A 25291-nucleotide genomic window follows, 5' to 3' on the forward strand; every position below is an offset into this window, starting at 1 on the left:
ACATCATGATATTTTCCTCCGCCCTGATAGAAAATGCAGTAAATGAGTTTGCGCGGTTGCCGGGCATTGGCAAAAAAACGGCGTTACGCCTGGTGTTGCACCTGTTGAAGCAGGAACCCGCCCAGGTCAAACTGTTTGGTGACGTAGTGACCCGTATGCGGGAGCAGATCAAATTCTGTAAAATATGCCATAACGTTTCGGATCAGGAGATTTGTAGCATTTGTGGTAATCCTTCAAGGAATAAGGCCCTTGTATGTGTAGTAGAGAGCATCCGCGATGTGATGGCCATCGAAAATACGCAGCAGTTCAACGGGACCTATCATGTATTGGGAGGGATCATCTCACCTATTGATGGTATCGGGCCGGAGCAGCTGAATATTTATTCACTTGTAGAGAGAACGCAGCAACAGGGTATTGAGGAGATCATTATGGCACTAAGTCCTACCATAGAAGGAGATACGACCATCTATTACCTGTCCAAGAAGTTGAAGGAGTTTCCGGTAAAGATCACTACAATAGCACGAGGTATTGCTTTTGGCGGTGAACTGGAATATGCTGATGAGATGACATTGGCAAGATCGATCTCCAACAGGTTGCCGTTGGAAAATTATGTGCAGAAGTGATCACTTTGTAAGAAGGCCTGACGGATCAGATGATCATCAGCCGTAAACGAACATATTAATAAAGCAAAACGCTTAACGCAGAATGGTCGCCCATTTCGTGTTAAGCGTTTTGCTTAAAAAGATACGAGTGCTGAACAACACCCGTGTGTGTTTAACCTGTAATTCCACGTTATGAAAATCGCTATGGTTGGTTTAGATTTTATATAAGTTCATGGATAATCTCTTTCGGTGTCTATAAACACTCGCCCTGGGCGCTCTTCTGAGACAAACGGTCCTGACGTTCTTCTTGCGCTCTCAGTTCACTCCAGCGTTGCATCTCATACTTATTCAAAAAACAGATCTTAAAGATCTCAGACTCCTCCCTGTCAGCATCAGCGGGTACCGGGTACAGTCCATACTGCGCCAGGTGTTGCTGCAAGCTGTGTACATGCTCGGCAATACTCATCGTAATAATGATTTAATGCAGGTTAAAACTAAACGGTCAATGGTGGTGGTGCGCCGATTAGCAACAACAGTTCTGCTTATTAGAACTGTCGTATGTATGAAGCATATTCCGGGTGATGAAATGCCTTAACGATTGTTGTACTACGTCTTTTTGCATCGTAATTCTCATTGTGGGAGCGCCGCTCCCTATTACCCTACAAATATAGTAGACTTTACAGATCAAAACAAATTTTTTCTGCTCCCTGTACATATAAGGTTCTTTTGCTACCTATGACGGCCCCTTTCGGGCATGCTGCCTACCCGCATAATAATACAATTATTAAGTACCTTTGTCTTTTAGTTTCCGCGGGTGGATTTGTTTATTGTTCGACCTGCGGGTATTATTAAACCGTAACTAATAAACGTACAACAATTATGAAATCATTATCCCAGTGCGCCGCAGAGCGCATTCTGATCATTGATGGGGCAATGGGCACCATGATACAGCGTTACAAGCTGGAGGAAGCGGATTACAGAGGTGAACGCTTCAAAGATTATCATATGGATGTAAAAGGTAATAACGACCTGCTCAATCTTACTCAGCCCCATATCATCGAAGCAATACACAAAGAATACCTGGAAGCCGGCGCCGATATTATCGAGACCAATACTTTCAGCAGTACTACTATTGCCATGGCCGACTACGATATGCAGTCGATCGCCTATGAGCTGAATGTGGCAGCTGCAAGTATTGCGAAAAAAGCGGCGAAGGAATACACCGAGAAGAACCCGGATAAACCGAGGTTTGTAGCTGGCGCAATAGGCCCGCTGAACAAGACCTTGTCCCTCTCTCCGGATGTGAATAATCCTGGTTTCCGTTCTGTTTCCTTCGATGAAGTTGTAACTGCCTACTATGAGCAGATCAAAGGGCTTCATGAAGGAGGAGTAGACATCCTGCTCATTGAAACCATCTTTGACACGCTGAACAGTAAAGCAGCCATCTTCGCTATAAAGAAATACTTCAGTGACATTGACCAGCCCGAGCTGCCTGTAATGATATCCGGTACAATTACGGATGCTTCAGGCAGGACCCTCAGCGGCCAGACACTGGAAGCCTTCTATATCTCTGTCATGCACGTAAAGCCATTCTCTGTAGGCCTTAATTGTGCGCTGGGTGGTGAACAGATGCGTCCTTACATTGCTGAACTGTCGCAGATAGCAGCCTGCAATGTGAGCTGCTATCCGAATGCAGGTTTACCTAACGCCTTTGGCGAATACGATGAAACACCCGATCATACGGCACACATCATCGAAGATTTTGCCCGGGAAGGTTATGTTAATATCGTAGGAGGTTGTTGCGGCACTACGCCTGACCATATCCGTCACATTGCGGAACATGTAAAGACAATGCCTCCCAGACCCGTTCCTCTCCAGGTGGAAGAACTGGCATGATCCATACTGATAAAAGGAGTATTCTAACTACTACAGCAACACAAATGAGCGAAACAATCACTTCAGCAGATACGTTACAGGCACCCGAAACAAAAGTGATAAAACCTTACCTCCGCCTTAGTGGCCTGGAGCCACTGGTAGTGAGGCCAGAAACGAACTTCATTAACATCGGGGAGCGTACCAACGTAACCGGGTCGAAAAAGTTTGCCCGTCTTATCAGGGAAGGCCTGTATGAAGAAGCCCTCTCCGTAGCCCGGCAGCAGGTGGAAAATGGTGCACAGGTATTAGACGTGAACATGGACGATGCCCTCCTGGATGGAGAAAAAGCCATGACCACCTTCCTGAACCTCCTGGCAGCAGAACCGGACATTTCCAAAATACCGGTGATGATCGACTCCAGTAAGTTCAGCATCATTGAAGCCGGACTTAAATGTTTACAGGGGAAATGTATCGTAAACTCCATCAGCCTGAAAGAAGGTGAGGCCAAATTCATTGAGCAGGCGAAGATCTGTAAAGCCTTTGGTGCTGCCGTTGTAGTGATGGCTTTTGATGAATACGGACAGGCAGATACCGAAGAGAAAAAGGTGAGCTTTTGCCACCGCTCATATAAGATCCTGACAGAAAAAGTAGGGTTTGACCCGCAGGATATCATCTTCGACCCAAACATCTTCGCGATCGCAACGGGTATTGAAGAACATAATAACTACGCGGTAGACTTCATCAACGCTACCCGTCGCATTAAAGAACTGATGCCCCTTACCAGCGTAAGCGGTGGGGTAAGTAATATTTCCTTCTCCTTCCGTGGTAACGACGTAGTTCGTGAGGCAATGCACTCTGTGTTCCTGTTCTACGCCATCAAAGCAGGCATGAACATGGGTATCGTGAATGCCGGCATGCTTCAGATCTATGACGAGATAGAACCTGAACTGCGTGAGCTGTGTAATGATGCCATTCTGAACCGTAGGGAAGATGCGACCGAACGCCTGATCGCCTTTGCTGAAACAGTAAAGAGCAAAGGTAAGGTCATCGAGAAAGATGAAACCTGGCGTCATGGCAGCGTGGAAGAACGCTTAAGCCATGCCCTGGTGAACGGCATTACCGATCATATTGAGGCTGATACAGAAGAGGCCCGTCAGAAATACCCTCGCCCGCTGGATGTCATAGAAGGTCCGCTCATGGACGGTATGAACATCGTAGGCGACCTGTTTGGCAGTGGCAAGATGTTCCTTCCCCAGGTTGTGAAAAGCGCCCGTGTAATGAAAAAATCAGTGGCGGTGCTCACACCTTATATCGAAGAGGAAAAGCAAAGAATGGTGGAACTGAACGGTGGTGTGGTTAAATCTGCCGGAAAGATCCTGCTGGCAACAGTAAAAGGCGATGTGCATGACATCGGCAAGAACATCGTAGGCGTGGTGTTAGGCTGTAACGGCTATGACATCATTGACATGGGTGTAATGGTACCTGCTGAAAAGATATTACAGACCGCCCGTCAGGAGCAGGTTGATATTATCGGTCTCAGTGGATTGATCACCCCTAGCCTGGATGAGATGGTAAATGTGGCCAGAGAGATGAAACGCCAGCATTTTGAGGTGCCCCTGATCATTGGAGGTGCTACTACCTCCCGGACGCATACAGCGGTTAAAATAGCCCCTGAATACGAACACGGGGTGATCCATGTACTGGATGCTTCCCGTAGTGTGACAGTTACAAGCAGTCTCCTTAATAAAGCGCTCAAAAAGACCTTCCTGGACGATGTGAAGATCGAGTACCAGAAACTGAACGAAAACTTCCGGAACAAAAAACCGGTAAAACAATACCTCCCTATTGCGGAAGCCCGTCAGCATAAGGCAATCACCAACTGGAGCAACTACCAGCCGGTAGTGCCCAAACAGTTAGGCGTGCATGTATTCAAGAATTACGACCTGGGTGAAATAGCTGAATTTATTGACTGGCAACCATTCTTCATCTCATGGGAACTGCATGGCAAATTCCCGCAGATCCTTACAGATGAAATCGTAGGTAAAGAAGCCTCCCGCCTGTTTGAAGATGCCAAAGCAATGCTGAAGCGCATTGTAGAAGAGAAATGGCTGACGGCAAATGGCGTGATTGGCCTGTTCCCTGCAAACAGAAGCGCTGACGATACGATCTCCGTATTATCGCCTAAACCCGGCGAAGGCCCTGTACACCTGGAATGCCTCCGCCAGCAGATCAAAAAAGCTCCTGGTCAGCCGAACCTTTCCCTGGCCGATTTCATTGCTCCGGCAGAAGCAGGCATCCAGGACTATATGGGCGCATTTGCTGTAACAACAGGCGGTGATATTGAAAAATGGCTGGAAAAGTTCAAGGCAGATCACGACGACTATAGTAGCATTATGCTGAAGGCCCTCGCCGACAGACTGGTAGAGGCCTTTGCAGAGCTGATGCATAAACGTGTAAGGCTTGAATTCTGGGGTTATGCTGCAACCGAGCAACTGGACAATGATGCACTGATCAGAGAAGAGTACTCCGGAATCCGTCCGGCGCCTGGTTATCCTGCATGTCCGGAGCACACAGAAAAATATAAACTGTTCGATATGCTGGATGCTACTGAGAATACCGGTATCATCCTTACCGAATCACTCGCTATGTACCCCGCATCCAGCGTTAGTGGCTGGTATTTCGCCCATCCAGAGGCCAAATACTTCGGTCTTGGCAAGATAGAGAAAGACCAGGTGGAAGACTATGCCGCCCGTAAGGGATGGAGCATAGAAGAGGCTGAGAAGTGGCTACGCCCCGTACTCGAATATGACATGTAATAACTCGATATCCGGTAGTCCATCCAACATGGACTACCGTTTTTTTTATAATTAACACCAACATTGTCCATACACCCTGGACGATTGATCTACCACACCATGAGAATTGTATCCTATAATGTAAACGGACTACGTTCCGCCATGACCAAAGGTTTTACGGAATGGCTGAAAACAGATCCTGCAGATATCGTATGCCTGCAGGAGATCAAGGCACACAAAGACAATGTGGACTACCGCCAATTTGAAGAGCTGGGCTACGAGCACTACTGGTACCCTGCAGAGAAAAAGGGATATAGCGGAGTGGCTGTGCTGACAAAGATCACTCCTGACCATGTACAATATGGTAACGGCTTCATGCAGAGTGATGCAGAAGGACGGGTAATTAGGCTGGATTTTGGCGATATTACCCTTATTAATACCTACATGCCTTCCGGCACCAGTGGAGACGAAAGACAGACCTATAAATATCAATGGCTGGATGAATTCTACGGTTATGTAGAACAGCTGAAAGGCACAAGGCCGAACCTGGTCGTATGCGGCGACTATAATATATGCCACAAACCGATAGACATCCACGATCCTGTAGGTAATAAGAAGTCTTCAGGCTTTCTGCCGGAAGAACGGGCCTGGCTGGACAAATTGTTCGATAGCGGCTTTGTAGACACATTCCGTCATTATAACCCTGATCCGCACCAATACAGCTGGTGGAGCGTAAGGTCTAACGCCAGGGCCAATAACAAGGGATGGCGTATCGATTATATTAACGTTACAACACCACTGCAGGCGAGGCTGAAAGATGCCCAGATCTGGCAGCAGGTAAAGCATTCAGACCATTGCCCGGTATATCTGCAACTGGGATCTTAAAGCCGTTTTTCGCACATGATTATCTATAACGTTACTACTAAGGTCACACATTTCATCAATGATAGGTGGCTTCAATGGATGAAAGAAGAGCATATTCCGGCTATTATGGCAACGGGACTTTTCCACGATTACCGCATCTGCAGGCTGCTTGAGCAGGACGATCAGGACGGACCTACTTACTCAGCTCAGTACTTTACAGATACATTGGAGAACTATCAAACCTTCCTGGAAGAGCATGCACAAAGGCTTCGGAAGGTGTCTTACGACCTGTTTGGGAGCCAGTTTGTGGCCTTTAACACCGTAATGCAGGTAGTATAGATGTTAAACTTATCCACAGGAAATCCACTGATTACACGGGGTTTAGACTTTGGTACAATACTTGGAACATATACGCGTTTATATCAAATACAGCAGCAAATAGGCTACCACAGCGGATTTCATGAAAACAAGGGGTATCCCCTATTCATACCGCATCATGTATCAATCTGCTGTAACCGTTACCTGTAGGCGTTTTCAGCCGATGATTTTTTAGTTAAAAAAGATTCAAAAAATTTGGTAATCTGATAAAACGCGCTATATTTGCTCACATCAAACATTTTATTCACTAGTTAAATCTTACTAGCTATGAACAAAGCCGAATTAATCGACAAGCTGGCAAAAGATGCCGCTATCACTAAAACCCAAGCTAACGAAGCGCTGGATTCTTTCACTAAAGCTGTTGCTGATACCCTGAAAAAAGGTGGTAAAGTAACCTTAGTAGGTTTCGGTACTTTCTCTGTTTCTAAACGTGCTGCTCGTAACGGTAGAAACCCACAGACTGGCCAGATCATCAAGATCAAAGCTAAGAAAGTTGCTAAATTCAAAGCTGGTAAGGCTCTGTCCGACAAGCTTTAATCTGTTAGCTTAACTTATTCAAGCAAGGAACACTACTGTTTCTTGCTTTTTTTTTGCATTTAACACCGGCTATTACGTAATTTGCGGCTAATTAGCGGGAGTTACATCCTCAGATTAACAAACAACTATAATAAACATCAAACTGTTTACAATGGGTAGAGGTGATATCAAAACCAAAAAAGGTAAGATTTCTAACGGTTCTTTCGGTAAAGCAAGACCTGCTAAACCAAAGAAAGCTGCTGCTGCGAAAGCTGAAAAAAAGGCTTAAGAGCATTTGGGAATTAGGAATTATGCCTTAAAACAATTCCTAATTCCTAATTTTTATTTAGCGTCCGTCTCACGGCGCCAGGCGCTCGATCTTCCACTCATTCCCTTCCAGCCTGTATAATATCCTGTCATGTAAACGGCTGCTGCGCCCCTGCCAGAACTCCATCTTAACCGGTTTCACAACATAACCGCCCCAGTATGCCGGACGTACCGGATCTTGTAATATATATTTTTCAGCTACCATCCTTACCTGCTCTTCCAGGAAACTGCGGTGTGGTATTACGCGGCTCTGCGGAGAAGCAATAGCGCCTATACGACTACCCGGAGGTCTGCTGTTATAATATTCGTCACTAACATCTGGCGCTACCTTACTAACAGCACCGTCTATACGCACCTGTCTTTCAAGTTCTCTCCAGAAGAATAATAATGATACGTTAGGGTTAGCCGCCATCTCCTGGCCTTTCTGACTTTCATAGTTTGTAAAGAACATAAATCCATCTGCATCAAAATTCTTCAACAGCACAATACGTGCAGAGGGATGGCCGTCAGGCGTACTGGTAGCTAAAGTCATGGCATTAGGCTCATCCAGTTGCCCGCTGGTTGCATCTTTCCACCAACGCCCGAATTGTTCCAATGGGTCTTTCGCCACATCCTCTTCATCGAGAGAGGCCAGGCGATAATCTTTACGCAGATCTGCTACTTCTTTGTTCAACATGGTCCTGATTTTACTGCCACAAAGATACTTATAAACATAGCAGTATCCGGCTACAGCAAGAGATTGATATATGACAGTGGTCAGTTTATTTAGTAATTTTAAGGCATGAGAACCATACTATTATTTGTCATCACCTGTTGTGTGTTCGTCTCCTGCGGAAAGAAAACAAAACAGCAGGCACAAACTCCGAAGATCCCGGATCCCTCCAAAACTGCTTATTACTACCTCCATTTGAAGGGCGTCATTAATGGCGAGCCTGTTACCATGAACCTTATTAAATCCGGTCCGTGGATCTTCCGCGGGTATTATACCTACGATAATATAGGTGAGCCTATTATGCTATGGGGCAGCCCTGACGGGGAGAGGATATTCCTTTATGAGAATACCGACAGAGATGAGGAAAGGTTGTTTGCAGGCAGAATGGACAGCGTAGGGCATTTTACAGGCAAATGGAGAGGTAAGGGTACTTCTTATAATTTTGATCTCAAACCTGACTTTCAGAACACCATTCCACTCGATGTGGTGTATGCTGCCGACTCAGTAGCCCTTTTCGCGGGTAATCCTAATACGCCCACCGGTCAGGCAAGCAATTGCATCGTATGGCCTGCCACAGGCACAGATGAGTCTACAGCAGCCTTCATACGCACGAGCATCACAGATGGCAAACCTATTAACGATCCGGATAAATTTATACGCCGGGATATCGACTCCTTTCTTGCAACCTATAAGGTCAATGAAAAAGACCTCGATACTACCGGTGGTATTCCTGCAACGGCCAACTGGGCTGCAGACGCTGACATGAAAGTGGTGTGGAACCAATATCCGCTGCTGGTGCTGGAGTATTTTACCTATGAGTTCACAGGCGGTGCGCACGGCAACTACGGCGCCCACTATCAGGTATTAGACCTGGAGAAGAAAAAGGTGCTGAAAGTAGAAGATTTCCTGAAACCTGAATATAAGACAGACCTTATACCGGAGCTGGAGCAATCTTTCCGGAAGATCTATAAAATGGAAGATGGGGCTAAACTTGAATCGATGTTGCTCACGAAAGAGATCGCACCTAATGACAACTTCCTGGTAACGGACAAGGGCATTGGTTTCAGCTATACCCCCTACGAAATCGGTCCATATGCTTTAGGTCAGGTGACCCTGTTTGTACCGTACAAGAATATCAAAGCACTGATGAAATAAAAGATCAGGGACCAGGAATTGAGAATAAGGAATAATGCGCAAGTCATCATTCTTATTCTTAATTCCCGGTCCCTGATAATATCAATACAATAAGCTGTTGTTATCCCTTCACCAGCGTACCTACATTTTTACCCATAATAACCTGCAACAGGTTTCCACCCTTATTCATATCAAATACGATAATAGGCAGTTTATTCTCCTGGCAGAGGGTAAACGCGGTCATGTCCATCACGTTGAGTGATTTCTGATATACTTCAGAAAAGGTGATGGATTCGAAACGCGTAGCGGTCGGATCTTTTTCCGGATCTGCGGTATAGATACCATCTACACGGGTACCTTTCAGGATCACGTCTGCCTGTATTTCTATAGCACGGAGAGAAGCGGCAGTATCTGTTGTGAAATAAGGATTACCTGTACCGGCTCCGAAGATCACTACACGGCCTTTTTCAAGGTGACGGATGGCACGGCGGCGGATGTACGGTTCAGCGATCTGTTCCATTTTAATGGCTGACTGAAGGCGTGTATACAGTCCAACTTTTTCCAGGCCGCTCTGCATTGCCATGCCGTTGATCACGGTGGCCAGCATCCCCATATAATCGCCCTGGGCTCTTTCGATGCCGGTTTCTGCCTCATTCATACCACGATAAATGTTACCTCCTCCAATTACTACGGCAACCTGCACACCCAGGTCCGTCACAGCTTTAATATCGTACGCATACTGAGTGATCACTCTGTGATCGATACCATAATTACCTTCTCCCATCAGGGATTCACCGCTCAATTTGAGTAAAATACGCTTATACTTTGGCAACATGACTATAGAAAAATGATATGAAAATGTTAGTTAGTAAATGGTTTACAGTGCCCGAATATATAAAAAAATGCGGAACACGCTATTTCTGGTATTGGGGAGTGGGAAGTATTGACGATGTCCGGCTTATTTGCATTCCCGATATTAAGCACAAAAAAAAGGAGAGAATTGTGATTCTCTCCTTTTAAACAGGTAATTTAATTACCCTAAAGCGATTCTTGTGAATCCTGTTACTTTCAGATCAGCGCTGATAGATTTCAGGTGATCACCAACAGTTTTATTATTATCTTTTACGAAAGCCTGTGGTAACAGGGTATTTTCTTTGAAGAATTTATTCACTTTACCTACAGCGATCTTTTCAGCCATATCGCCGGTTTTACCTTCAGCAGCGATCTGTTCGATAGCGATAGCTTTTTCACGAGCGATCAGTTCAGGAGAAACACCTTCCGCATCAACAGCGATAGGGTTCATTGCTGCGATCTGCATAGCGATATCTTTACCTACTTCTTCAGAAACAGGAGCAGAGAAGCCAACCAGTACACCCATACGGTAGTTACCGTGGATATAAGCGGTTACAGCAGCTGAAGAGATCTTTTCGAATCTTGCCAGGGTGATCTTTTCACCGATCTTAGCTACCTGGTCGTTCACTTTATCATTTACGGTAGCGCCATCCAGGGTAGCAGCACCCAGTTCTTCGATAGTGTTAACACCTGAACTCAGGGCCAGGTCAACGATAGACTGAGCGAATTTTACGAAATCTTCGTTTTTAGCAACGAAGTCAGTTTCACAACCCAGTGCTACAACTACGCCTGATTTACCATCAGCAGCAGTTTTAGCAATGATAACACCTTCTTTGGTTTCGCGGTCAGAACGCAGCGCAGCTACTTTCTGTCCTTTTTTACGCAGATAATCTACTGCTTTTTCAAAATCACCATCACTTTCTACTAATGCTTTTCTGCAATCCATCATACCTGCACCAGTTTGCTGACGCAGTTTGTTAACATCAGCTGCTGTAATTGTTGCTGCCATAACTTATAATGAGTTTAATATAGATTAATATTTATCCTTTATCAACTATTAGCTGAATTGCGAATCATGGAACAAAGAGTCTAAGTCCACGATTCGCAATTGCTTTATATTATTTTATTGTAAACGGAGATTATCTTCCGCCACCGCCTGGTCTAGGACCGCCTGAACCTGCAGGACGGCGTTGTCCGCCGCCACCGCCGCCTGGACGGTTACCGCCACCGCCACCTGGGCGGTTGCCACCACCGCCACCAGGACGGTTACCACCACCGCCGCCGCGGTTACCACCACCTGGACCACGTCCACCGGCACCACCAGGGCCACCAGGACCGCGACCACCAGCACCGCCAGGACCACGACCACCAGGTTTACGGCCTCTTTCGCCACGATCATCGCCACCTTCCAGTTCGAATTTCAGCGCCTGGTTATCAGCTTCTTCTTCTTCAACTACATCGTCAGTTTTCTCATTTGCTCTTTCAGCCAGACCTTCTGCGATTGCAGCAGCGATATAGTTAGTGATGATTGCGATAGATTTAGTCGCGTCATCATTTGCAGGAACTGCGAAGTCTACTTTAGTAGGATCGGAGTTAGTATCTACCATACCGAAGGTAGAGATACCCAGACGACGAGCTTCTGCCAGTGCAATGTGCTCATGGCTGATGTCAACCAGGAACAGCGCAGCAGGAACGCGTGCCAGCTGAGCGATACCGCCCAGAACTTTCTCCATTTTCTCCTTATCGCGGGTTAAGGTCAGACGCTCTTTCTTGGTGATGCTATCCAGGGTACCATCAGCCAGCATCTTTTCAATGCTCTGCATTTTCTTAACGCTCTTACGGATAGTAGCGAAGTTGGTCAGCATACCACCTAACCACCTTTCAGTAACGAAAGGCATGTTAACGCGTTTTGCAGCTTCAGCTACGATTTCTTTAGCCTGTTTTTTAGTGGCTACGAACATGATCTTTTTACCGCTCTTAGCGATAGATTTCAGGGCAGCAGCTGCATCCTGTAATCCTTCAACGGTTTTATTCAGATCTATGATGTGAATACCTTTCTTTTCTGCGAAGATGTAAGGCAGCATCTTCGGGTTCCATTTTTTCTTCAGGTGACCGAAGTGTACACCCGCCTCCAGTAACTGCTGCTGTAATGAGGTATTATTTTCCATGTTATTATACTCTGTTATAAAAGGTCAATGTTAATAATCTGCGTATCACATATAGCTCCACGCATTCATCACGATTAGCGTTTAGAGAACTGGAAGCTTCTTCTAGCTTTAGCTTTACCTGGTTTCTTACGTTCAACGCTTCTTGGATCACGTTTCAGCAGACCAGCTGCTTTCAGTGCCGGACGGTATTCGATGTTCACTTCGCAAAGTGCACGTGCAATACCCAGCTTAATAGCTTCAGCCTGACCCTTGATACCACCACCGGCAGCATTTACCTTTATATCAAATTTATCTGTAGCGTCGATAGTCTTCAACGGCAGTTCTACCTGGTTCTGCAGGTATACCAGCGAGAAGTATTCTTTATAGTCTTTGTCGTTCACAACAACGTTACCAGTACCCTTGCTGATGTACACACGGGCTACGGCTTCCTTACGACGACCAATAGTATTTTTTTGCTTTTCCATGTATCAGAGAAAAATTAGAAAGTTAATGTTTTCGGTTTCTGCGCAGCGTGTGGATGCTCAGCGCCTGCATATACAAACAGTTTTTTGTACATAGCACGTCCCAGACGGTTCTTAGGCAGCATACCTTTTACAGCCCTTTCTATGATCAGTTCTGGTCTGCGACGAACCAGGTCTTTAGCAACTTCTGCCTTCTGACCACCTGGATAACCAGAGAAAGTCAGATATTCCTTGTCATTCCATTTATTACCTGTGAACTGAACTTTTTCAGCGTTGATAACAATAATGAAATCACCACAGTCAGTGTGAGGTGTATAATAAGGCTTGTTCTTGCCTCTTAAGATTGCCGCAATCTTCGCGCTCATCCTACCCAAAGTCAGGTTGGTAGCGTCTACGATGTGCCATTCACGCGTTACAGTAGCGTCATTGGCCGATTTAGTCTTGAAGCTTAAAGTGTTCATTATAGTATATAATAAAGTTTCTACGTCTGATATAACTATCCCAAACAAATTGGGAGTGCAAAACTAATCCTCTTAATTCATATTACCATACTTTTGAGGAACTTTTTTGAAAGACACCCTTGCAATGAATTGATTTTCAATAATAATTTTGACATACAATTATCAACACATGACCTGGATATTTTTATCAGACTATTTTAGTATTGTAAATCATCAGAAAACACTTATTTATATTTAAACATAAGATGGATGCCCAATAAAATAAGCCATTACTGGTAACTTAAAGTGCCATTTCCCCAACCTATACTGCTTTTGAGCCCTTGCCGCCTGATCGCCCATTCCCAGCTCTTCCTTACGTCCTGCACCCTGAACGAGCCCCCTCAGAATAAGGGAAGTCGTCCCTTCCCAGGACTAAAAACCGACAAAAATACGCCTGGAAAGCCTACAATAGGCCATCAACTATGCTTATCCCTTTATCTTCCCTTCAGAAGGGAAGATAAAGGGATAAGCATAGTTGATGGCTTGTTGCACAAGAGCTATATAAGCTTGGCGGTCAGACAACCCACTCGTTCTACTTTTTTTTAGGTCCGGGGCCTTATGAAAAAAGGCCGGGAAAGAAACCTTCCCGACCTAGCATATTGATTAACAGATGATAATAAAATTAATCCCGGTTCCTGGCGCCGGCATAGATCATTATATACTGCAACAGGGTCACAACAGAAGCGATCGCTGCTACCACATAGGTCATTGCGGCCCACCAAAGGGCATTTTTCGCCTTATCATGCTCTTCCCTTCGCATGATATTGGTATTGTCCAGCCAGGCCAGTGCCCTCCTGGAAGCGTCAAATTCCACCGGTAGTGTCACCAGCGCGAAAAGCGTTGTCACCCCAAACAGGGTGATACCTCCCAGTAATAAAGATGGAAATACATTAATAAGCAGGATACCGCCTAAAAGCACCCATTGTACTAGATTGGAACTGAACTGTACAGCCGGTACCAGCTTAGAACGCATATTCAGCCAGGGATAGGCCTTCTGATGCTGCACCGCGTGCCCGCACTCATGCGCGGCCACGGCCGCAGCCGATACATTCGCCCCGGAATATACATCCGGGCTCAGGTTTACAGTTTTATTGGTAGGATCATAGTGGTCAGATAAGAACCCGTCTACGGAAACAACCTGTACGTCATATATCCCATTGTCTTTCAACATCTTTTCCGCAATCTGCTTACCCGTTAATCCCGAAGAGGTCGGTATGGCGCTGAATTCTCTGAATTTACTCTTCAACCTCCAGCTTACCAACATGCTGATCCCGATAAAGATCAGCGACATGAACATAATGCCAGGTGTCATACTATTTCAAATGAAGTTTAAATCAATACAAAATTACAGGTAAGTACGATCAAATTAGTGTCCAAACCGTGCCTTCGGACCGGATTTAGGATTTCATTAAGAAATGGTCCGGCTTCCTAACTTTTTTCCTGCCAATTAGGGAATTTCACTCTGTCAATATGTCGTTTTATAAAGTTTCAGAAGGGCAATCCGGACGATATGACAGATATAATTTATGCTTTTATGACGCCAATTTCATATATAATTTATGGCGGCATCATTCCTATTTATCAACCCTTTACGCTCTTTTAATGAAAGTATAATTCGATGCCTGTAACCGCTGAAACGTGCTATGGTGGCAGATCTGTCACATTACGAAAAGTCGTCAAAAGTTATTCACATCAATTAAATAAACTTTTTTATTCTGTAGCCATTTAGTAATTTAGACGTGAATTTAATGGGTTAGTAAGTAGAAAGAGTCAGCAGAAATTTCTGTTGGCTCTTTTCTTTTTTACCCGATTTTGAGCTGCCCCTTTTTCCGGAAAATTTTAACGCTTTAAACAACCTTTCTCTCATTTTTTTCCATCATCATCTCATCGTTTTTATTTTTCTTTTTAATGGAGCGGAATATTTCCGTTTTAAATTTGCTGCATGAAAATTAAAACTGCGTTCTTCTGTCAGAATTGTGGATACGAATCAGCTAAATGGACTGGTAAATGTCCAAGTTGTGGTCAATGGAATACATTCGTTGAAGAGAAAGTACAAAAGGATATCCCTTTACGTAATACTAACTGGCAACCTGAAAAAGAGAACGGCAGATCTGATAACATTGTGAACCTGTCTGAAGTAAGCGGTATCGAAGAAGATCGTCTGCTTACACCTGATGCAGAGCTGAACCGTGTATTGGGCGGCGGTATAGTGCCTGGCTCTCTTGTACTTGTAGGCGGCGAACCTGGTATTGGTAAAAGCACGTTGTTCCTGCAGAACGCCTTGTTACTCAAAGACATCACCACGCTTTATATAAGTGGAGAAGAAAGTGCACAACAAATAAAAATGAGAGCAGACAGATTACAGGTTAAGAATGACCTCTTCTATCTGTTAACTGAAACATCTACACAAACTATCTTCCAGGAAATTAAGAAACTACGCCCACAACTCCTTATCGTTGACTCGATTCAAACACTTCAATCACCATTCATTGAATCGGCTCCCGGCAGCGTATCCCAGATCAGGGAAACAACAGCTGAACTGCAACGTTTTGCCAAAGAAAGTCATACGCCCGTATTCCTTATTGGTCATATCACCAAGGATGGATCGATTGCCGGTCCAAAGATACTGGAGCATATGGTGGACACCGTTTTACAGTTTGAAGGTGATCAGCATTATGCTTACCGTATACTCCGCACTATCAAAAACCGTTTCGGATCAACTGCGGAACTGGGTATTTATGAAATGACCGGCAGTGGATTAAGGCAGGTTACCAATCCTTCGGAGATCCTGATATCACAACGTGAAGATCAACTAAGCGGTGTAGCTATTGCTGCAACGATGGAAGGTATGCGCCCTATGCTTGTGGAAGTGCAGGCGCTCGTTACTCAATCGGTGTATGGTACTCCGCAACGTACTGTTACCGGTTTTGATCTGCGCAGACTGCAACTGTTGTTAGCCGTACTGGAAAAACGCGGCGGCTTCCACTTTGGTGTTAAAGACGTGTTCCTCAACATTGCCGGTGGTATCCGGGTAGAAGATCCATCTATAGATCTGGCGGTATTATGTGCACTTCTATCTTCTTACGAAGATGCTGCCATCAGCAGCAAGATCTGTTTTGCCGGTGAAGTAGGTCTCAGCGGTGAGATACGTGCAGTAAACCGGATAGAACAACGTGTAGCTGAAGCTGAGAAACTCGGGTTTGAGAAGATCTTCATCAGCCGATATAATAAGAAGGGAACAGACTTCAGCAAGTTCAATATTGAGGTAGTACCTGTTGGACGGGTAGATGAAGTTTACAGAGGTCTCTTTTAATTTTTACTGCTAACAGGGTTTTCATTATTTTCAGTGGACTAACTATCCTATCTGCAAAATGAAAAACCTGTTATCCTCTCTGCTGGATCTCTTCTATCCTCATACCTGTGACGGCTGTGGCACAGATCTTACCCGTACAGAAAGAATTCTTTGCCTGCACTGTCAACGCCGGTTACCACTTACCGGTTATCAGCACCTGCATAATAATCCGGTGGAAAAGATCTTTTGGGGAAGAGTAAACGTCCGGTATGCCATGGCCGCCTATTATTATAGGAAGTCGTCGTTATTACAGCAACTTATTTACCAGTTCAAATACAATCGCCGGGAAGATATTGCCACTCACTTCGGAGAGCAGATGGGGAACCTGTTATTGCAAAGCAAGTGGCTATACGAAATAAGCCATATCATTCCTGTTCCAATACATCCTACCAAATTACAGCAACGCGGATATAACCAGGCATCGCTCCTTGCTAATGGCATAGCTGCCGTTACCGGCAAACCTGTTGCCAATGAAATACTCTTCCGCAATAACTATGTGCCATCACAAACCAATAAAGGCCGGCTGCACCGCTGGCAGAATGTATCCGGCACATTTTCCATACGCGGTACGAACCAGTTGAACGATCAGCACTTCCTGCTCATCGACGACGTGCTTACCACCGGCGCGACCCTGGAGGCATGCAGTGAATTACTGATCAATGCCGGGGCCACTGTCAGCATCTGTACACTGGCCTTTGCTAACCATTAAAATAGTGGCCCACCCGCTTATCATTAACACCTCATATACCATATTTTACTTAATTTTATTTGCTCACTTGTTTTTATATTCAAGCTCAATTAACGTATACATTCACTCTACAATTCTAATTATATGACACTGAAGACACTGTTGATTTCGATATTATTGTTCATGAAAGGCGGCGCTATCTATGATTTTAAAGTAGAAGCTGTTGATGGAGGTAAGATCAATTTTTCAGATTATAAAGGCAAAAAGATACTGATCGTAAATACTGCCTCTATGTGCGGCAATACCCCTCAGTACGCTGAACTGGAAAAGCTTTACAAGAAATATGAAAAGAACCTGGTCATCATCGGTTTCCCTGCCAATAACTTCGGTTCACAGGAACCAGGCAGCAACGCTGAGATCCATGAGTTCTGCACAAAGAAATATGCGGTAACCTTCCCAATGGCAGCCAAGATCTCCGTAAAAGGAACAGACATTCATCCTATCTATAAATGGCTGCTGTCAGAAAGTAAAGCAAAAAACCTTCAACCGGCTGAAGTACAATGGAACTTCCAGAAGTATCTGCTGGATGAAAAAGGCAACCTGGTAGCCGTATTCTCACCTAAAACCCAACCGCTTTCTCCTGAAGTAACGGCCGCGATAGAAAAGAAATACTAATTTGCGTTCATGCTTTTTTCGAATGTAATAGGTCAGGAAGATATACGACAACAATTAATAAAGTCCGCGGAGCAGCACCGTCTTGCCCACGCCAATATTATACTGGCGCCGGAAGGGACGGGTGGCCTTCCGCTCGGACTTGCTTTTGCGCAATACCTGGTCTGTGAAAACAAACAGCCTGATGGTGCTTGTGGTACATGTAACTCCTGTGTGAAAGCGGGTAAATACATACATCCTGATATACATTTCTCTTACCCGGTCATTCCCCGTAAACCGGGCGATAAACCAGTCAGCTCTGACTATGCTGCTGAATGGCGGGAATTCATAGAAGCCCATCCTTATGGCAATGCATATGACTGGTTACAGTTTATAGGGGCAGAGAACAAACAGGGTAATATCACCGCCACAGAATGCCAGGATATCATTCGTAAACTGAGCCTGAAAAGCTTCGAAAGCGTTTATAAGATATTATTGATGTGGATGCCCGAATACCTGGGCAACGAGGGAAACAGGTTACTGAAACTGATAGAGGAACCACCGGATAATACCATTTTCCTGTTGGTGGCCGAAAATCAGGAACAGATCCTTGCTACCATACTATCCCGTACACATCTTATCAAAGTAAATCCGTTACCGAAAGAAGTCATGGTAGATGCGCTCGTGAACCGGGCACAGATACCTGCAGCCAAAGCAAGACAGGCGGCGACGATCGCCGCCGGCAATTACAGGGAAGCTTTGTACATGCTGCAACATTCTGATGACGACTATCATGAACTGCTGCGCAACTGGCTCAACTATATTTTTACCGGAAACCGGGTGGGGCTTCAGGGATGGATCGAAGGTATCGCCAGCACCAAAATGGGACGCGAGAACCAGAAACAGTTCCTCCGTTATTTCATTAATCTGATGGAGCATACCCTGCGGCTGAAGTATATGGACAAAAGCCAGCTGGCCTTTTCAGAAGAGGAAACGGACTTTGCAGCCAAACTGCAGAAGCTTGCAGACCTTCAGCAAATGGAACTGATCATGCAGGAGCTTGACAATGCCTGCTATTATATAGAACGCAACGCGAACGCTAAATTGTTGTTTCACGCACTTTCAGTAAAGCTGCAGTATATCTTTAAAAAGCGGCCGATTCCGGCAGTATGACGCATTAAAGGGCATTTTCCGTTATCTTTGTTTATTCCGGCCCCTATTGAATTGGGGAGGATTACATATATTTAGGCGTCCGGACCAATGCCCGGACGTATATTCATTTAATAATTTAAATCGATTAATATGGCTTGTGCCGGATGTGGTACAGGTGCAGAGGGGAAGCCGTCAGGATGCAAAAGCAATGGAGGATGCAGTAGTGGAGGCTGTAACAGGCTGAATGTATTTGACTGGCTGGCCAATATACCCCTAAGTGACAGCTTAGCACCATTTGATATTATAGAGGTAAGTTTTAACAACGGTAGCAGGAAAGATTTTTTCCGTAACACCACCAAACAGTTGCTCGACAAAGGAGAAATGGTAACTGTAGAGGGCGTAAGTGGATTCGACATCGGACAGATCAGCCTTACAGGCGAACTGGTTAAGTTACAGATGAAGAAGAAGCGTATCGAAGATACACCCGAAGTAAAGAAAGTACTTCGCCGCGCCACCAATGAAGACCTTTCACGGATGAACGATAACAAAGCCCGCGAAAAGGATGCCCTCATCAAAGCCAGGGCCATTGCCCGCAGTATTGGTCTTGAAATGAAACTTGCAGAAGTTGAAATTCAGGCTGATGGCCGTAAGGCTACTTTCTTCTACACTGCCGACGACCGTGTGGATTTCCGTGAACTGATCAAACTTTACGCCGGCGAATTCCGTGTAAAGGTGGAAATGCGCCAGATAGGCGCCCGCCAGGAAGCCGGAAAAGTAGGTGGTATCGGTAGTTGCGGACGGGAACTTTGCTGTTCTACGTGGTTAACTGACTTCAAGAGCGTGAATACCACCGCTGCCCGTTATCAAAATCTGTCAATTAACCAGGCAAAACTTTCCGGTCAATGCGGCCGTCTGAAATGTTGCCTGAACTATGAACTGGATACTTATCTGGATGCACTGAAGGAATTCCCTGAAGATGCAGATAGTATCGAAACCGCCAATGGCGTAGCTACCCTTCAGAAAAGAGATATCTTCAAGAACCTGATGTGGTACTCCTATGGCGACAGTAACAAGCAATATCCACTTACTATTGCTCGCGTAAAAGAAATACGCCACCTGAACAAACAGAACATCAGACCGGAAGATCTGAAACCTGTAGAGGTAGTCGCAGCAAAACCAAAGGAAACAGACCTGGGCTTTGCAGACGTAGTAGGACAAATCAGCTTACGCTCCCTGGAAAAAACCTCCCAGAAGCGCAAACACAAAGACAAGGAAAAACAAAAACACAAACAGAAGCAGGATCAACCGCAGCAACAAGGTGGTGGCAAAAAACCCGAAGGTAAAGGTGAAAACCAACCTCGTCAGCCACAACAACAAAAGCAGCAGGAGAACCGTCAGCAGAAACCACAGGAAAATCGTCCGCAGCAACAGCAAAAGCCTAAACAGGAACAGCGTCCGCAGCAGCATGCTCCAAAGCAGAAGCAGGAACAACGCAATCAACCTAACGGGCCTAAACCGCAGCAGGACAAGAATAATCCTAACGGTCCTAAACAACAGGGAGGCGGAGGACATAACAGGCCACCGAAGCCCCGTGAAAAACAGAAATAACTATCAGTTAAATACCATTAAGAAGGCGCATCAGTAACATGATGCGCTTTTTTTTATTACCACTGGTCAAGCCATGATCTTTATCTAAACCGGTTTATAATAACGCGTGGGAACGTTCCCGGCTATTGTATACTAAAAGGCCGCCCGGAAGAACAGCCTTTGTTTAACAATTGGTTTTTGCTTATGAAAAAAAGATACTTCAACTTTCGTTTTCAAACAATAACTTATAGTAATACATGTTGGTAGTCTCGTCAAATCCACGCTCAATCATCTCTCTGTTACCATGAATGTAAACAGAGAAGTTCCTGTCCAACTTCAATATGCTCTTAAATACTTTTTGTTGTTTTTTTACCGCAGGAGATGAAATGTCAAACTCGTCGGGGAACTCTTGCTGAAACTCCTGCTGAAATTGTTCTTTGTACTCCTTGAATGATGCTATTGCATCGGGATGTCCCAATACCTCCTGTGCAAAATCATCCAATTGGAATTGCTCTTTTTCCTTGAAATAGGTTGCTGATTTATTAAGAAGGTCCACCTGATCTACACGGCTCATCTCGTATTCCACCGGCAGTTTATCATGGATAAACTTCTTACACATGTTCACGGCCAATTCTGTCTGGTGATAACTGTCCTCGCGGCGTTGTACCTGGAGAAAAGCATCCTTCCAGTAAACGGCTTCATTCTGTTTACTTATGCTATCTATTACGCTGACTTTGTACCCATTTTCTTCCTCGGTGTTAAAGACCAGGCAACCTTTATCAAGTTTATTGATATTGATCCCATCTTCATAATTCACCTCGTAATTGTCGTTGGCCAGAAATACCTTGAGATAAGTATCTCTGTTCTCGGATTTAAAAATGCCTATGGCCTCGACCTCTTCTCCATCCACCTGACATTTACTAAAGTAGGCAATATATAGTTCTCCTCCTTTGATCTTTGGATGAGTGGAATGCTTGTACAGATGCTTGGCAATATTTACTGATTGCTCGTGAAAATTGTCCCTGTTTTCAAATATACGGCGGCAATATTGAAATATCTCATTTAATTGTAAATCAGCCTCATGATAAAAACGGAAGTACTCCGCACTGTTGGTAAACGGCTGTATAAAATACGTCAGTAACAGCTGGCTGATTGCTTCATCCTGCAACTCAAGCGGCGCCTGAGAGCAAATCAGCGGTTCTTCCTGTGAGGCATTCCCTACCTTATGTATTGCAAGGTGTTCAAGGTCTTTAAAATCTGAAACATGTATCATGGCCCGGCGAAAATAGTGAAAACTATTTCACAAACTTACCCCCTGGCGTAATGTGCAGTTCCTTACCTGTCAATTTGATAATGGCTTCACAGGTCAGCCTTCCGCGCCGCTCATTGTAATCATCTTCTCTATCCTCCATCTGCTTCGCCTTTACGTCGTTCAGCTTCTGTTTCTTCAGGTTATTATACATTGTATACCGGTCGATGATCTTATTATCCTTATTCACGGTTAAGAACTCCAGGAAGTTTTCCCCATTCTTGCTAAAAGCATGTAATCCGACCAGGATATTGTCTTTCGCACGTATGTGGAACAATGAAGCATAGTGATGGTTACCCCGCTTACTTTTGAAGTACTTAATGCAAGCTTTCTCATTGTACAGTTTTGAGCTATGCACGATAGACGTGGCCTGCCGGCCGATGATCTTTCCTGATGGCAGCACCTCATATTGCATATTGTACACCGTCTTAAACCGGAAGCTGCTATCAAGTTCTCTTGTATCTTCTTCCTGCAGGTTGATGCTGGCATCTTTGTCCACCATACACTTCCTGTATATAGTCTCTGAATGCTCCCCTAAAGTACCCCCGTACACCACAATTCTGTCAACTTCTTTTCCTTTCTTATAAGTGATCAGTTTTACTTCAGGATAGTTCAGTCCTTCGTCCAGGTAAATAGTATCCCTTGCATACAGCAACGCCGTTGCCCTTCCTGCTATATTCAGCCGTCCCAGCGCATACAACGGGTCCTGTCGTTCTTCCTTAAAATCGTAATATGGTGTTAGCCTGGAAACAGGTTTCAGCTCTTTCGTGCTGACTGTATCCAACGTAGCTGGCAGTTTCTGCTCGGGAAAGCGGTCGGCATACTGCTCGAAGGATTCTTTATCACGCGGCACTTCTTTGATCGTTCCCTTCCGTCCTATTTTATAAAAACGGAGAGAGGTATTTACTTTCTGGCTACCCTGCACATAAGTGGAATGCCGGGCCCTCACTTCGATCAGGGAGTCCAGGCCTATATAAAACCATTGGTTAGTGAACTCTGTGGATGTTGTGTCCTTCACCGCCGTAACGGCTTCTTCATCCGTTTCCTCACGCTCTCCGCTCATATTAGCCGCTATCTGCAAACGAGATTTCTCAGCCCCGTTGTCATTATACACTACCAGGAAAGTCCTTTTTTCATGGTCATTTATTTCACAGGCGTAGATGACCGGAGTGAACCCGTTAATGGTGGCAAAACGGCCAGCGGTAACCCGCAGAAAAGTATCGGTACCCAGATAATGACTATAATCTTTTATTTCCTTCAGCTCATAGGCATTCGGATAGGGCAACTTCAACTGTGTCAGCCCATTAATGAAGTCTAAATGCTTCATTACACTATCCGGCACGATAGGCGCAATATTGATGTCTTTGTTCTGTTTAACGGCAGCGGGTTGGGAGCTGTTGTTACATGACGAGTTAAGGACCAGCCAAAGAAGGCAAACAATAGGTATAGCTCTAAGCATAATAGGACGTTTACACAGGACTAATAACACCACAAATATATAAGTACTTCTGTAATATATTAAGGGTTTGATAACCAAATTTTTGAACGGTAGTTATTTGGCATATTTTGCCCCTGGAAAGCGTAGTAGCGGTCAATTTTGTCTTAATAACCTTGATTACGGCTTATCTTTTCTTAACTTGATATCTCAACGTTAATCATTTATCATGAAGCAGCATATCTGTTTAGCACTGGCACTAACAGCCGGTAGTGCAGTCATGGCACAGGGTAATTCCACCACATTGTATCTGGCGAAGGACCTTACGAAGGAGAACATGTTTTCCGTTAACATTGAGGGCCCGAATTTCGACAAAGCAGGCAATCTCTATGTGGTAAACTACCTGCGAGATGGCACCATCGGAAAGATCAGCACAAAAGACGGCAGCGGGGAAATATTTGTGACATTGCCCGATAGCAGTATCGCCAACAGCATCCAGTTCAACAGCAAAGGCAACATGTACCTGCCCGACTTCAAGGGGCACAATGTACTGGAAGTGGATATGAAGACGAAAAAGGTAAGTGTATATATGCACTCTGATAAAATGTCTCAGCCCAATGATCTCTGTATTAACAGAAAAGATCAGTTATTCGCCTCTGACCCCGACTGGAAAAACTCGAAAGGACAGATCTGGCGTATCGATAATGGTGGTAAAGCAGTGCTTCTGCAGGCAGACATGGGCACTACCAATGGTATTGAACTGAGTCCGGATGAAAAAACCCTGTATGTTAATGAAAGCGTCCAGCGTAAGATCTGGAAATTCGATGTGGACAAGGATGGAAATATCAGCAATAAGAAACTTTTCGCTGAGTTTTCAGACTATGGCTTTGACGGAATGAAATGTGATAAGGCTGGTAACCTGTATGTAGCCCGCTGGGGTAAAGGTACCATTGTGGTATTGACGCCAGGTGGAAAACAATTGCGGGAAGTACCGTTGAAAGGTAAGCATTGCAGTAATCTCACCTTTGGAGGCAAAGACGGTAAAACCGTATTTGTGACATTGCAGGACAGGAAGTGTATGGAGACGTTCCGCGTAGAGATAGCGGGAAAACGATATTAAAAAAGTCAGTGACCAGGAGCGATCAATTCACTCCTGGTCACTGATCTGTAATTACATATTCAAACCACCGCAGGCGCTGATCACCTGGCCGGTTACATAGCCACTCATATTGGAAGCCAGGAACAGGCACACATTAGCGATATCTTCGGGACTGCCGAATTTGCCCAGAGGGATCTGATCCAGATATTTTTTAGCACCATCTCCATCTTTCAGGTAATGCGTCATATCAGTTTCTACGAAGCCTGGCGCCACCGCGTTACAACGGATATTACGGCTACCCAGTTCCGCAGCGATAGATTTAGTAAATCCGATTATACCAGCTTTAGAAGCTGCATAGCTACTTTGACCCGCATTACCTTTCATACCGATAATGGAGCTCATATTGATAATGGAACCGCTCTTTGCCTTCATCATCGGGCGGATCACATGTTTGGTCATATTATAAACACTCTTCAGGTTGATGTCCATTACGTCATCCCACTGATCCTCGCTCATACGTAACAACAGGTTGTCTTTGGAAATACCGGCGTTGTTCACACAAATATCTATAGCACCAAATTCCTTCAGTACATCATTGATCAGTGTTTCACTTTCCTGGTAGCTGCCAGCGTTGGATTTATAGGCTTTTGCCTTTACTCCCATTGCCTCCAGCTTTTGTTCCAGTGCTTTGGCCTTTTCATCAGAACTAAGATATGTGAATGCAACGTTTGCACCTTCCTCTGCAAATTTGATGGCGATAGCTTCACCTATACCTCTGCTGGCTCCTGTCACAATAGCTACTTTGTTCTCCAGTAATTTCATATAGACGTAATA

The 25291-nt window shown here is 44.9% G+C and carries 25 protein-coding genes; 14 read left to right on the forward strand and 11 right to left on the reverse strand.

From position 1 onward, the window contains the following. Positions 1 to 5: 5 nt before the first annotated feature. Positions 6 to 623 carry a recombination mediator RecR gene (recR, locus tag C7475_RS10360; RefSeq protein ID WP_110053286.1) on the forward strand — a complete coding sequence of 206 codons (618 nt, stop codon included), beginning with the start codon at positions 6 to 8 and terminating at the stop codon, positions 621 to 623. Between the two features lie 232 nt (positions 624 to 855). Here the strand turns inward: recR and C7475_RS10365 are convergent, their stop codons facing one another. Continuing rightward, positions 856 to 1068 (reverse strand): hypothetical protein, encoded by a 213-nt coding sequence (locus C7475_RS10365; RefSeq protein ID WP_110053287.1) that lies wholly within the window; start codon positions 1066 to 1068, stop codon positions 856 to 858. Positions 1069 to 1481: 413 nt separating this feature from the next. Between C7475_RS10365 and C7475_RS10370 the strand changes: the two genes are divergently transcribed. From C7475_RS10370 to C7475_RS10400, 6 genes are all read left to right on the forward strand, one after another. Continuing rightward, positions 1482 to 2498, forward strand: coding sequence for a homocysteine S-methyltransferase family protein (locus tag C7475_RS10370; protein ID WP_110053288.1), 1017 nt, complete (start codon positions 1482 to 1484; stop codon positions 2496 to 2498). 44 nt (positions 2499 to 2542) lie between these two features. Further along, positions 2543 to 5293, forward strand: coding sequence for a methionine synthase (gene metH, locus C7475_RS10375; RefSeq protein WP_110053289.1), 2751 nt, complete (start codon positions 2543 to 2545; stop codon positions 5291 to 5293). Between the two features lie 99 nt (positions 5294 to 5392). Then, positions 5393 to 6157 carry an exodeoxyribonuclease III gene (locus C7475_RS10380; RefSeq protein ID WP_110053290.1) on the forward strand — a complete coding sequence of 255 codons (765 nt, stop codon included), beginning with the start codon at positions 5393 to 5395 and terminating at the stop codon, positions 6155 to 6157. 15 nt (positions 6158 to 6172) lie between these two features. Next, entirely contained in the window at positions 6173 to 6475 is a 303-nt protein-coding gene (locus tag C7475_RS10385) for a DUF4286 family protein (RefSeq protein ID WP_110053291.1), read from the forward strand. Positions 6476 to 6781: 306 nt separating this feature from the next. After that, positions 6782 to 7051 (forward strand): HU family DNA-binding protein, encoded by a 270-nt coding sequence (locus C7475_RS10395; protein ID WP_029465307.1) that lies wholly within the window; start codon positions 6782 to 6784, stop codon positions 7049 to 7051. A 151-nt stretch (positions 7052 to 7202) separates the two neighbouring features. Continuing rightward, positions 7203 to 7319: a 30S ribosomal protein THX gene (locus C7475_RS10400; protein WP_110053293.1), complete on the forward strand. Its 117-nt coding sequence runs from the start codon at positions 7203 to 7205 to the stop codon at positions 7317 to 7319. Between the two features lie 69 nt (positions 7320 to 7388). Here the strand turns inward: C7475_RS10400 and pdxH are convergent, their stop codons facing one another. Continuing rightward, entirely contained in the window at positions 7389 to 8033 is a 645-nt protein-coding gene (pdxH, locus tag C7475_RS10405; protein ID WP_199236204.1) for a pyridoxamine 5'-phosphate oxidase, read from the reverse strand. A gap of 105 nt (positions 8034 to 8138) precedes the next feature. Between pdxH and C7475_RS10410 the strand changes: the two genes are divergently transcribed. Next, a complete protein-coding gene (locus tag C7475_RS10410; RefSeq protein ID WP_110053294.1) occupies positions 8139 to 9224 on the forward strand; it encodes a DUF3298 and DUF4163 domain-containing protein in 1086 nt (361 codons plus the stop codon). Between the two features lie 100 nt (positions 9225 to 9324). Here the strand turns inward: C7475_RS10410 and pyrH are convergent, their stop codons facing one another. The 6 genes from pyrH to C7475_RS10440 form a co-directional block, all read right to left on the reverse strand. After that, the gene (gene pyrH / locus C7475_RS10415; RefSeq protein ID WP_110053295.1) at positions 9325 to 10038 is read right to left on the reverse strand and encodes a UMP kinase; all 714 of its coding nucleotides are present in this window, start codon (positions 10036 to 10038) and stop codon (positions 9325 to 9327) included. 198 nt (positions 10039 to 10236) lie between these two features. Then, complete coding sequence (tsf, locus tag C7475_RS10420) at positions 10237 to 11064, reverse strand: translation elongation factor Ts (protein ID WP_110053296.1); 828 nt, start codon at positions 11062 to 11064, stop codon at positions 10237 to 10239. 130 nt (positions 11065 to 11194) lie between these two features. Further along, on the reverse strand, positions 11195 to 12223 hold the full coding sequence (gene rpsB / locus C7475_RS10425) for a 30S ribosomal protein S2 (RefSeq protein ID WP_110053297.1): 1029 nt from the start codon (positions 12221 to 12223) through the stop codon (positions 11195 to 11197). A 74-nt stretch (positions 12224 to 12297) separates the two neighbouring features. Further along, positions 12298 to 12687 carry a 30S ribosomal protein S9 gene (gene rpsI, locus C7475_RS10430; RefSeq protein WP_110053298.1) on the reverse strand — a complete coding sequence of 130 codons (390 nt, stop codon included), beginning with the start codon at positions 12685 to 12687 and terminating at the stop codon, positions 12298 to 12300. A 14-nt stretch (positions 12688 to 12701) separates the two neighbouring features. After that, entirely contained in the window at positions 12702 to 13145 is a 444-nt protein-coding gene (gene rplM, locus C7475_RS10435; protein WP_110053299.1) for a 50S ribosomal protein L13, read from the reverse strand. A 661-nt stretch (positions 13146 to 13806) separates the two neighbouring features. Next, positions 13807 to 14496: a zinc metallopeptidase gene (locus tag C7475_RS10440; protein ID WP_110053300.1), complete on the reverse strand. Its 690-nt coding sequence runs from the start codon at positions 14494 to 14496 to the stop codon at positions 13807 to 13809. 630 nt (positions 14497 to 15126) lie between these two features. On the opposite strand from C7475_RS10440, the gene radA reads away from it, so the two are divergent. The 5 genes from radA to ricT all read left to right on the forward strand — a co-directional run bounded on the left by radA (position 15127) and on the right by ricT (position 20635). Next, positions 15127 to 16497 carry a DNA repair protein RadA gene (gene radA, locus C7475_RS10445; protein WP_110053301.1) on the forward strand — a complete coding sequence of 457 codons (1371 nt, stop codon included), beginning with the start codon at positions 15127 to 15129 and terminating at the stop codon, positions 16495 to 16497. A 58-nt stretch (positions 16498 to 16555) separates the two neighbouring features. Next, positions 16556 to 17245, forward strand: coding sequence for a ComF family protein (locus C7475_RS10450; protein ID WP_110053302.1), 690 nt, complete (start codon positions 16556 to 16558; stop codon positions 17243 to 17245). A gap of 123 nt (positions 17246 to 17368) precedes the next feature. Beyond that, on the forward strand, positions 17369 to 17899 hold the full coding sequence (locus tag C7475_RS10455; RefSeq protein ID WP_110053303.1) for a glutathione peroxidase: 531 nt from the start codon (positions 17369 to 17371) through the stop codon (positions 17897 to 17899). A 9-nt stretch (positions 17900 to 17908) separates the two neighbouring features. Further along, a complete protein-coding gene (locus tag C7475_RS10460; RefSeq protein ID WP_110053304.1) occupies positions 17909 to 19048 on the forward strand; it encodes a DNA polymerase III subunit delta' in 1140 nt (379 codons plus the stop codon). Between the two features lie 129 nt (positions 19049 to 19177). Beyond that, the gene (gene ricT / locus C7475_RS10465; RefSeq protein WP_110053305.1) at positions 19178 to 20635 is read left to right on the forward strand and encodes a regulatory iron-sulfur-containing complex subunit RicT; all 1458 of its coding nucleotides are present in this window, start codon (positions 19178 to 19180) and stop codon (positions 20633 to 20635) included. Positions 20636 to 20834: 199 nt separating this feature from the next. Here ricT and C7475_RS10470 read toward each other — a convergent pair whose 3' ends face one another. Continuing rightward, positions 20835 to 21887, reverse strand: a complete 1053-nt coding sequence (locus C7475_RS10470) for a nucleoid-associated protein (protein ID WP_110053306.1) — start codon at positions 21885 to 21887, stop codon at positions 20835 to 20837. 22 nt (positions 21888 to 21909) lie between these two features. After that, entirely contained in the window at positions 21910 to 23382 is a 1473-nt protein-coding gene (locus tag C7475_RS10475) for a hypothetical protein (RefSeq protein ID WP_146217517.1), read from the reverse strand. Between the two features lie 205 nt (positions 23383 to 23587). On the opposite strand from C7475_RS10475, the gene C7475_RS10480 reads away from it, so the two are divergent. After that, complete coding sequence (locus tag C7475_RS10480; protein ID WP_110053308.1) at positions 23588 to 24478, forward strand: SMP-30/gluconolactonase/LRE family protein; 891 nt, start codon at positions 23588 to 23590, stop codon at positions 24476 to 24478. 51 nt (positions 24479 to 24529) lie between these two features. Here C7475_RS10480 and fabG read toward each other — a convergent pair whose 3' ends face one another. After that, positions 24530 to 25279 (reverse strand): 3-oxoacyl-[acyl-carrier-protein] reductase, encoded by a 750-nt coding sequence (gene fabG / locus C7475_RS10485; RefSeq protein WP_110053309.1) that lies wholly within the window; start codon positions 25277 to 25279, stop codon positions 24530 to 24532. Between the last annotated feature and the right edge of the window lie 12 nt (positions 25280 to 25291).

The sequence above is a fragment of the Chitinophaga sp. S165 genome (genome assembly GCF_003182155.1).
Taxonomy (GTDB): domain Bacteria; phylum Bacteroidota; class Bacteroidia; order Chitinophagales; family Chitinophagaceae; genus Chitinophaga.

Bases quoted from the DNA above. Each gene is read 5' to 3' on its own strand.
- C7475_RS10470 (WP_110053306.1), bottom strand. From the start codon at position 21,887: ATGATACATGTTTCAGATTTTAAAGACCTTGAACACCTTGCAATACAT.
- C7475_RS10365 (WP_110053287.1), bottom strand. From the start codon at position 1,068: ATGAGTATTGCCGAGCATGTACACAGCTTGCAGCAACACCTGGCGCAG.
- pdxH (WP_199236204.1), bottom strand. From the start codon at position 8,033: ATGTTGAACAAAGAAGTAGCAGATCTGCGTAAAGATTATCGCCTGGCC.
- radA (WP_110053301.1), top strand. From the start codon at position 15,127: ATGAAAATTAAAACTGCGTTCTTCTGTCAGAATTGTGGATACGAATCA.
- ricT (WP_110053305.1), top strand. From the start codon at position 19,178: ATGGCTTGTGCCGGATGTGGTACAGGTGCAGAGGGGAAGCCGTCAGGA.
- C7475_RS10370 (WP_110053288.1), top strand. From the start codon at position 1,482: ATGAAATCATTATCCCAGTGCGCCGCAGAGCGCATTCTGATCATTGAT.
- C7475_RS10410 (WP_110053294.1), top strand. From the start codon at position 8,139: ATGAGAACCATACTATTATTTGTCATCACCTGTTGTGTGTTCGTCTCC.
- tsf (WP_110053296.1), bottom strand. From the start codon at position 11,064: ATGGCAGCAACAATTACAGCAGCTGATGTTAACAAACTGCGTCAGCAA.
- rpsB (WP_110053297.1), bottom strand. From the start codon at position 12,223: ATGGAAAATAATACCTCATTACAGCAGCAGTTACTGGAGGCGGGTGTA.
- C7475_RS10460 (WP_110053304.1), top strand. From the start codon at position 17,909: ATGCTTTTTTCGAATGTAATAGGTCAGGAAGATATACGACAACAATTA.
- C7475_RS10380 (WP_110053290.1), top strand. From the start codon at position 5,393: ATGAGAATTGTATCCTATAATGTAAACGGACTACGTTCCGCCATGACC.
- C7475_RS10400 (WP_110053293.1), top strand. From the start codon at position 7,203: ATGGGTAGAGGTGATATCAAAACCAAAAAAGGTAAGATTTCTAACGGT.
- metH (WP_110053289.1), top strand. From the start codon at position 2,543: ATGAGCGAAACAATCACTTCAGCAGATACGTTACAGGCACCCGAAACA.
- rplM (WP_110053299.1), bottom strand. From the start codon at position 13,145: ATGAACACTTTAAGCTTCAAGACTAAATCGGCCAATGACGCTACTGTA.
- fabG (WP_110053309.1), bottom strand. From the start codon at position 25,279: ATGAAATTACTGGAGAACAAAGTAGCTATTGTGACAGGAGCCAGCAGA.
- C7475_RS10455 (WP_110053303.1), top strand. From the start codon at position 17,369: ATGACACTGAAGACACTGTTGATTTCGATATTATTGTTCATGAAAGGC.
- C7475_RS10440 (WP_110053300.1), bottom strand. From the start codon at position 14,496: ATGACACCTGGCATTATGTTCATGTCGCTGATCTTTATCGGGATCAGC.
- rpsI (WP_110053298.1), bottom strand. From the start codon at position 12,687: ATGGAAAAGCAAAAAAATACTATTGGTCGTCGTAAGGAAGCCGTAGCC.
- C7475_RS10480 (WP_110053308.1), top strand. From the start codon at position 23,588: ATGAAGCAGCATATCTGTTTAGCACTGGCACTAACAGCCGGTAGTGCA.
- C7475_RS10475 (WP_146217517.1), bottom strand. From the start codon at position 23,382: ATGCTTAGAGCTATACCTATTGTTTGCCTTCTTTGGCTGGTCCTTAAC.
- C7475_RS10395 (WP_029465307.1), top strand. From the start codon at position 6,782: ATGAACAAAGCCGAATTAATCGACAAGCTGGCAAAAGATGCCGCTATC.
- recR (WP_110053286.1), top strand. From the start codon at position 6: ATGATATTTTCCTCCGCCCTGATAGAAAATGCAGTAAATGAGTTTGCG.
- C7475_RS10450 (WP_110053302.1), top strand. From the start codon at position 16,556: ATGAAAAACCTGTTATCCTCTCTGCTGGATCTCTTCTATCCTCATACC.
- C7475_RS10385 (WP_110053291.1), top strand. From the start codon at position 6,173: ATGATTATCTATAACGTTACTACTAAGGTCACACATTTCATCAATGAT.
- pyrH (WP_110053295.1), bottom strand. From the start codon at position 10,038: ATGTTGCCAAAGTATAAGCGTATTTTACTCAAATTGAGCGGTGAATCC.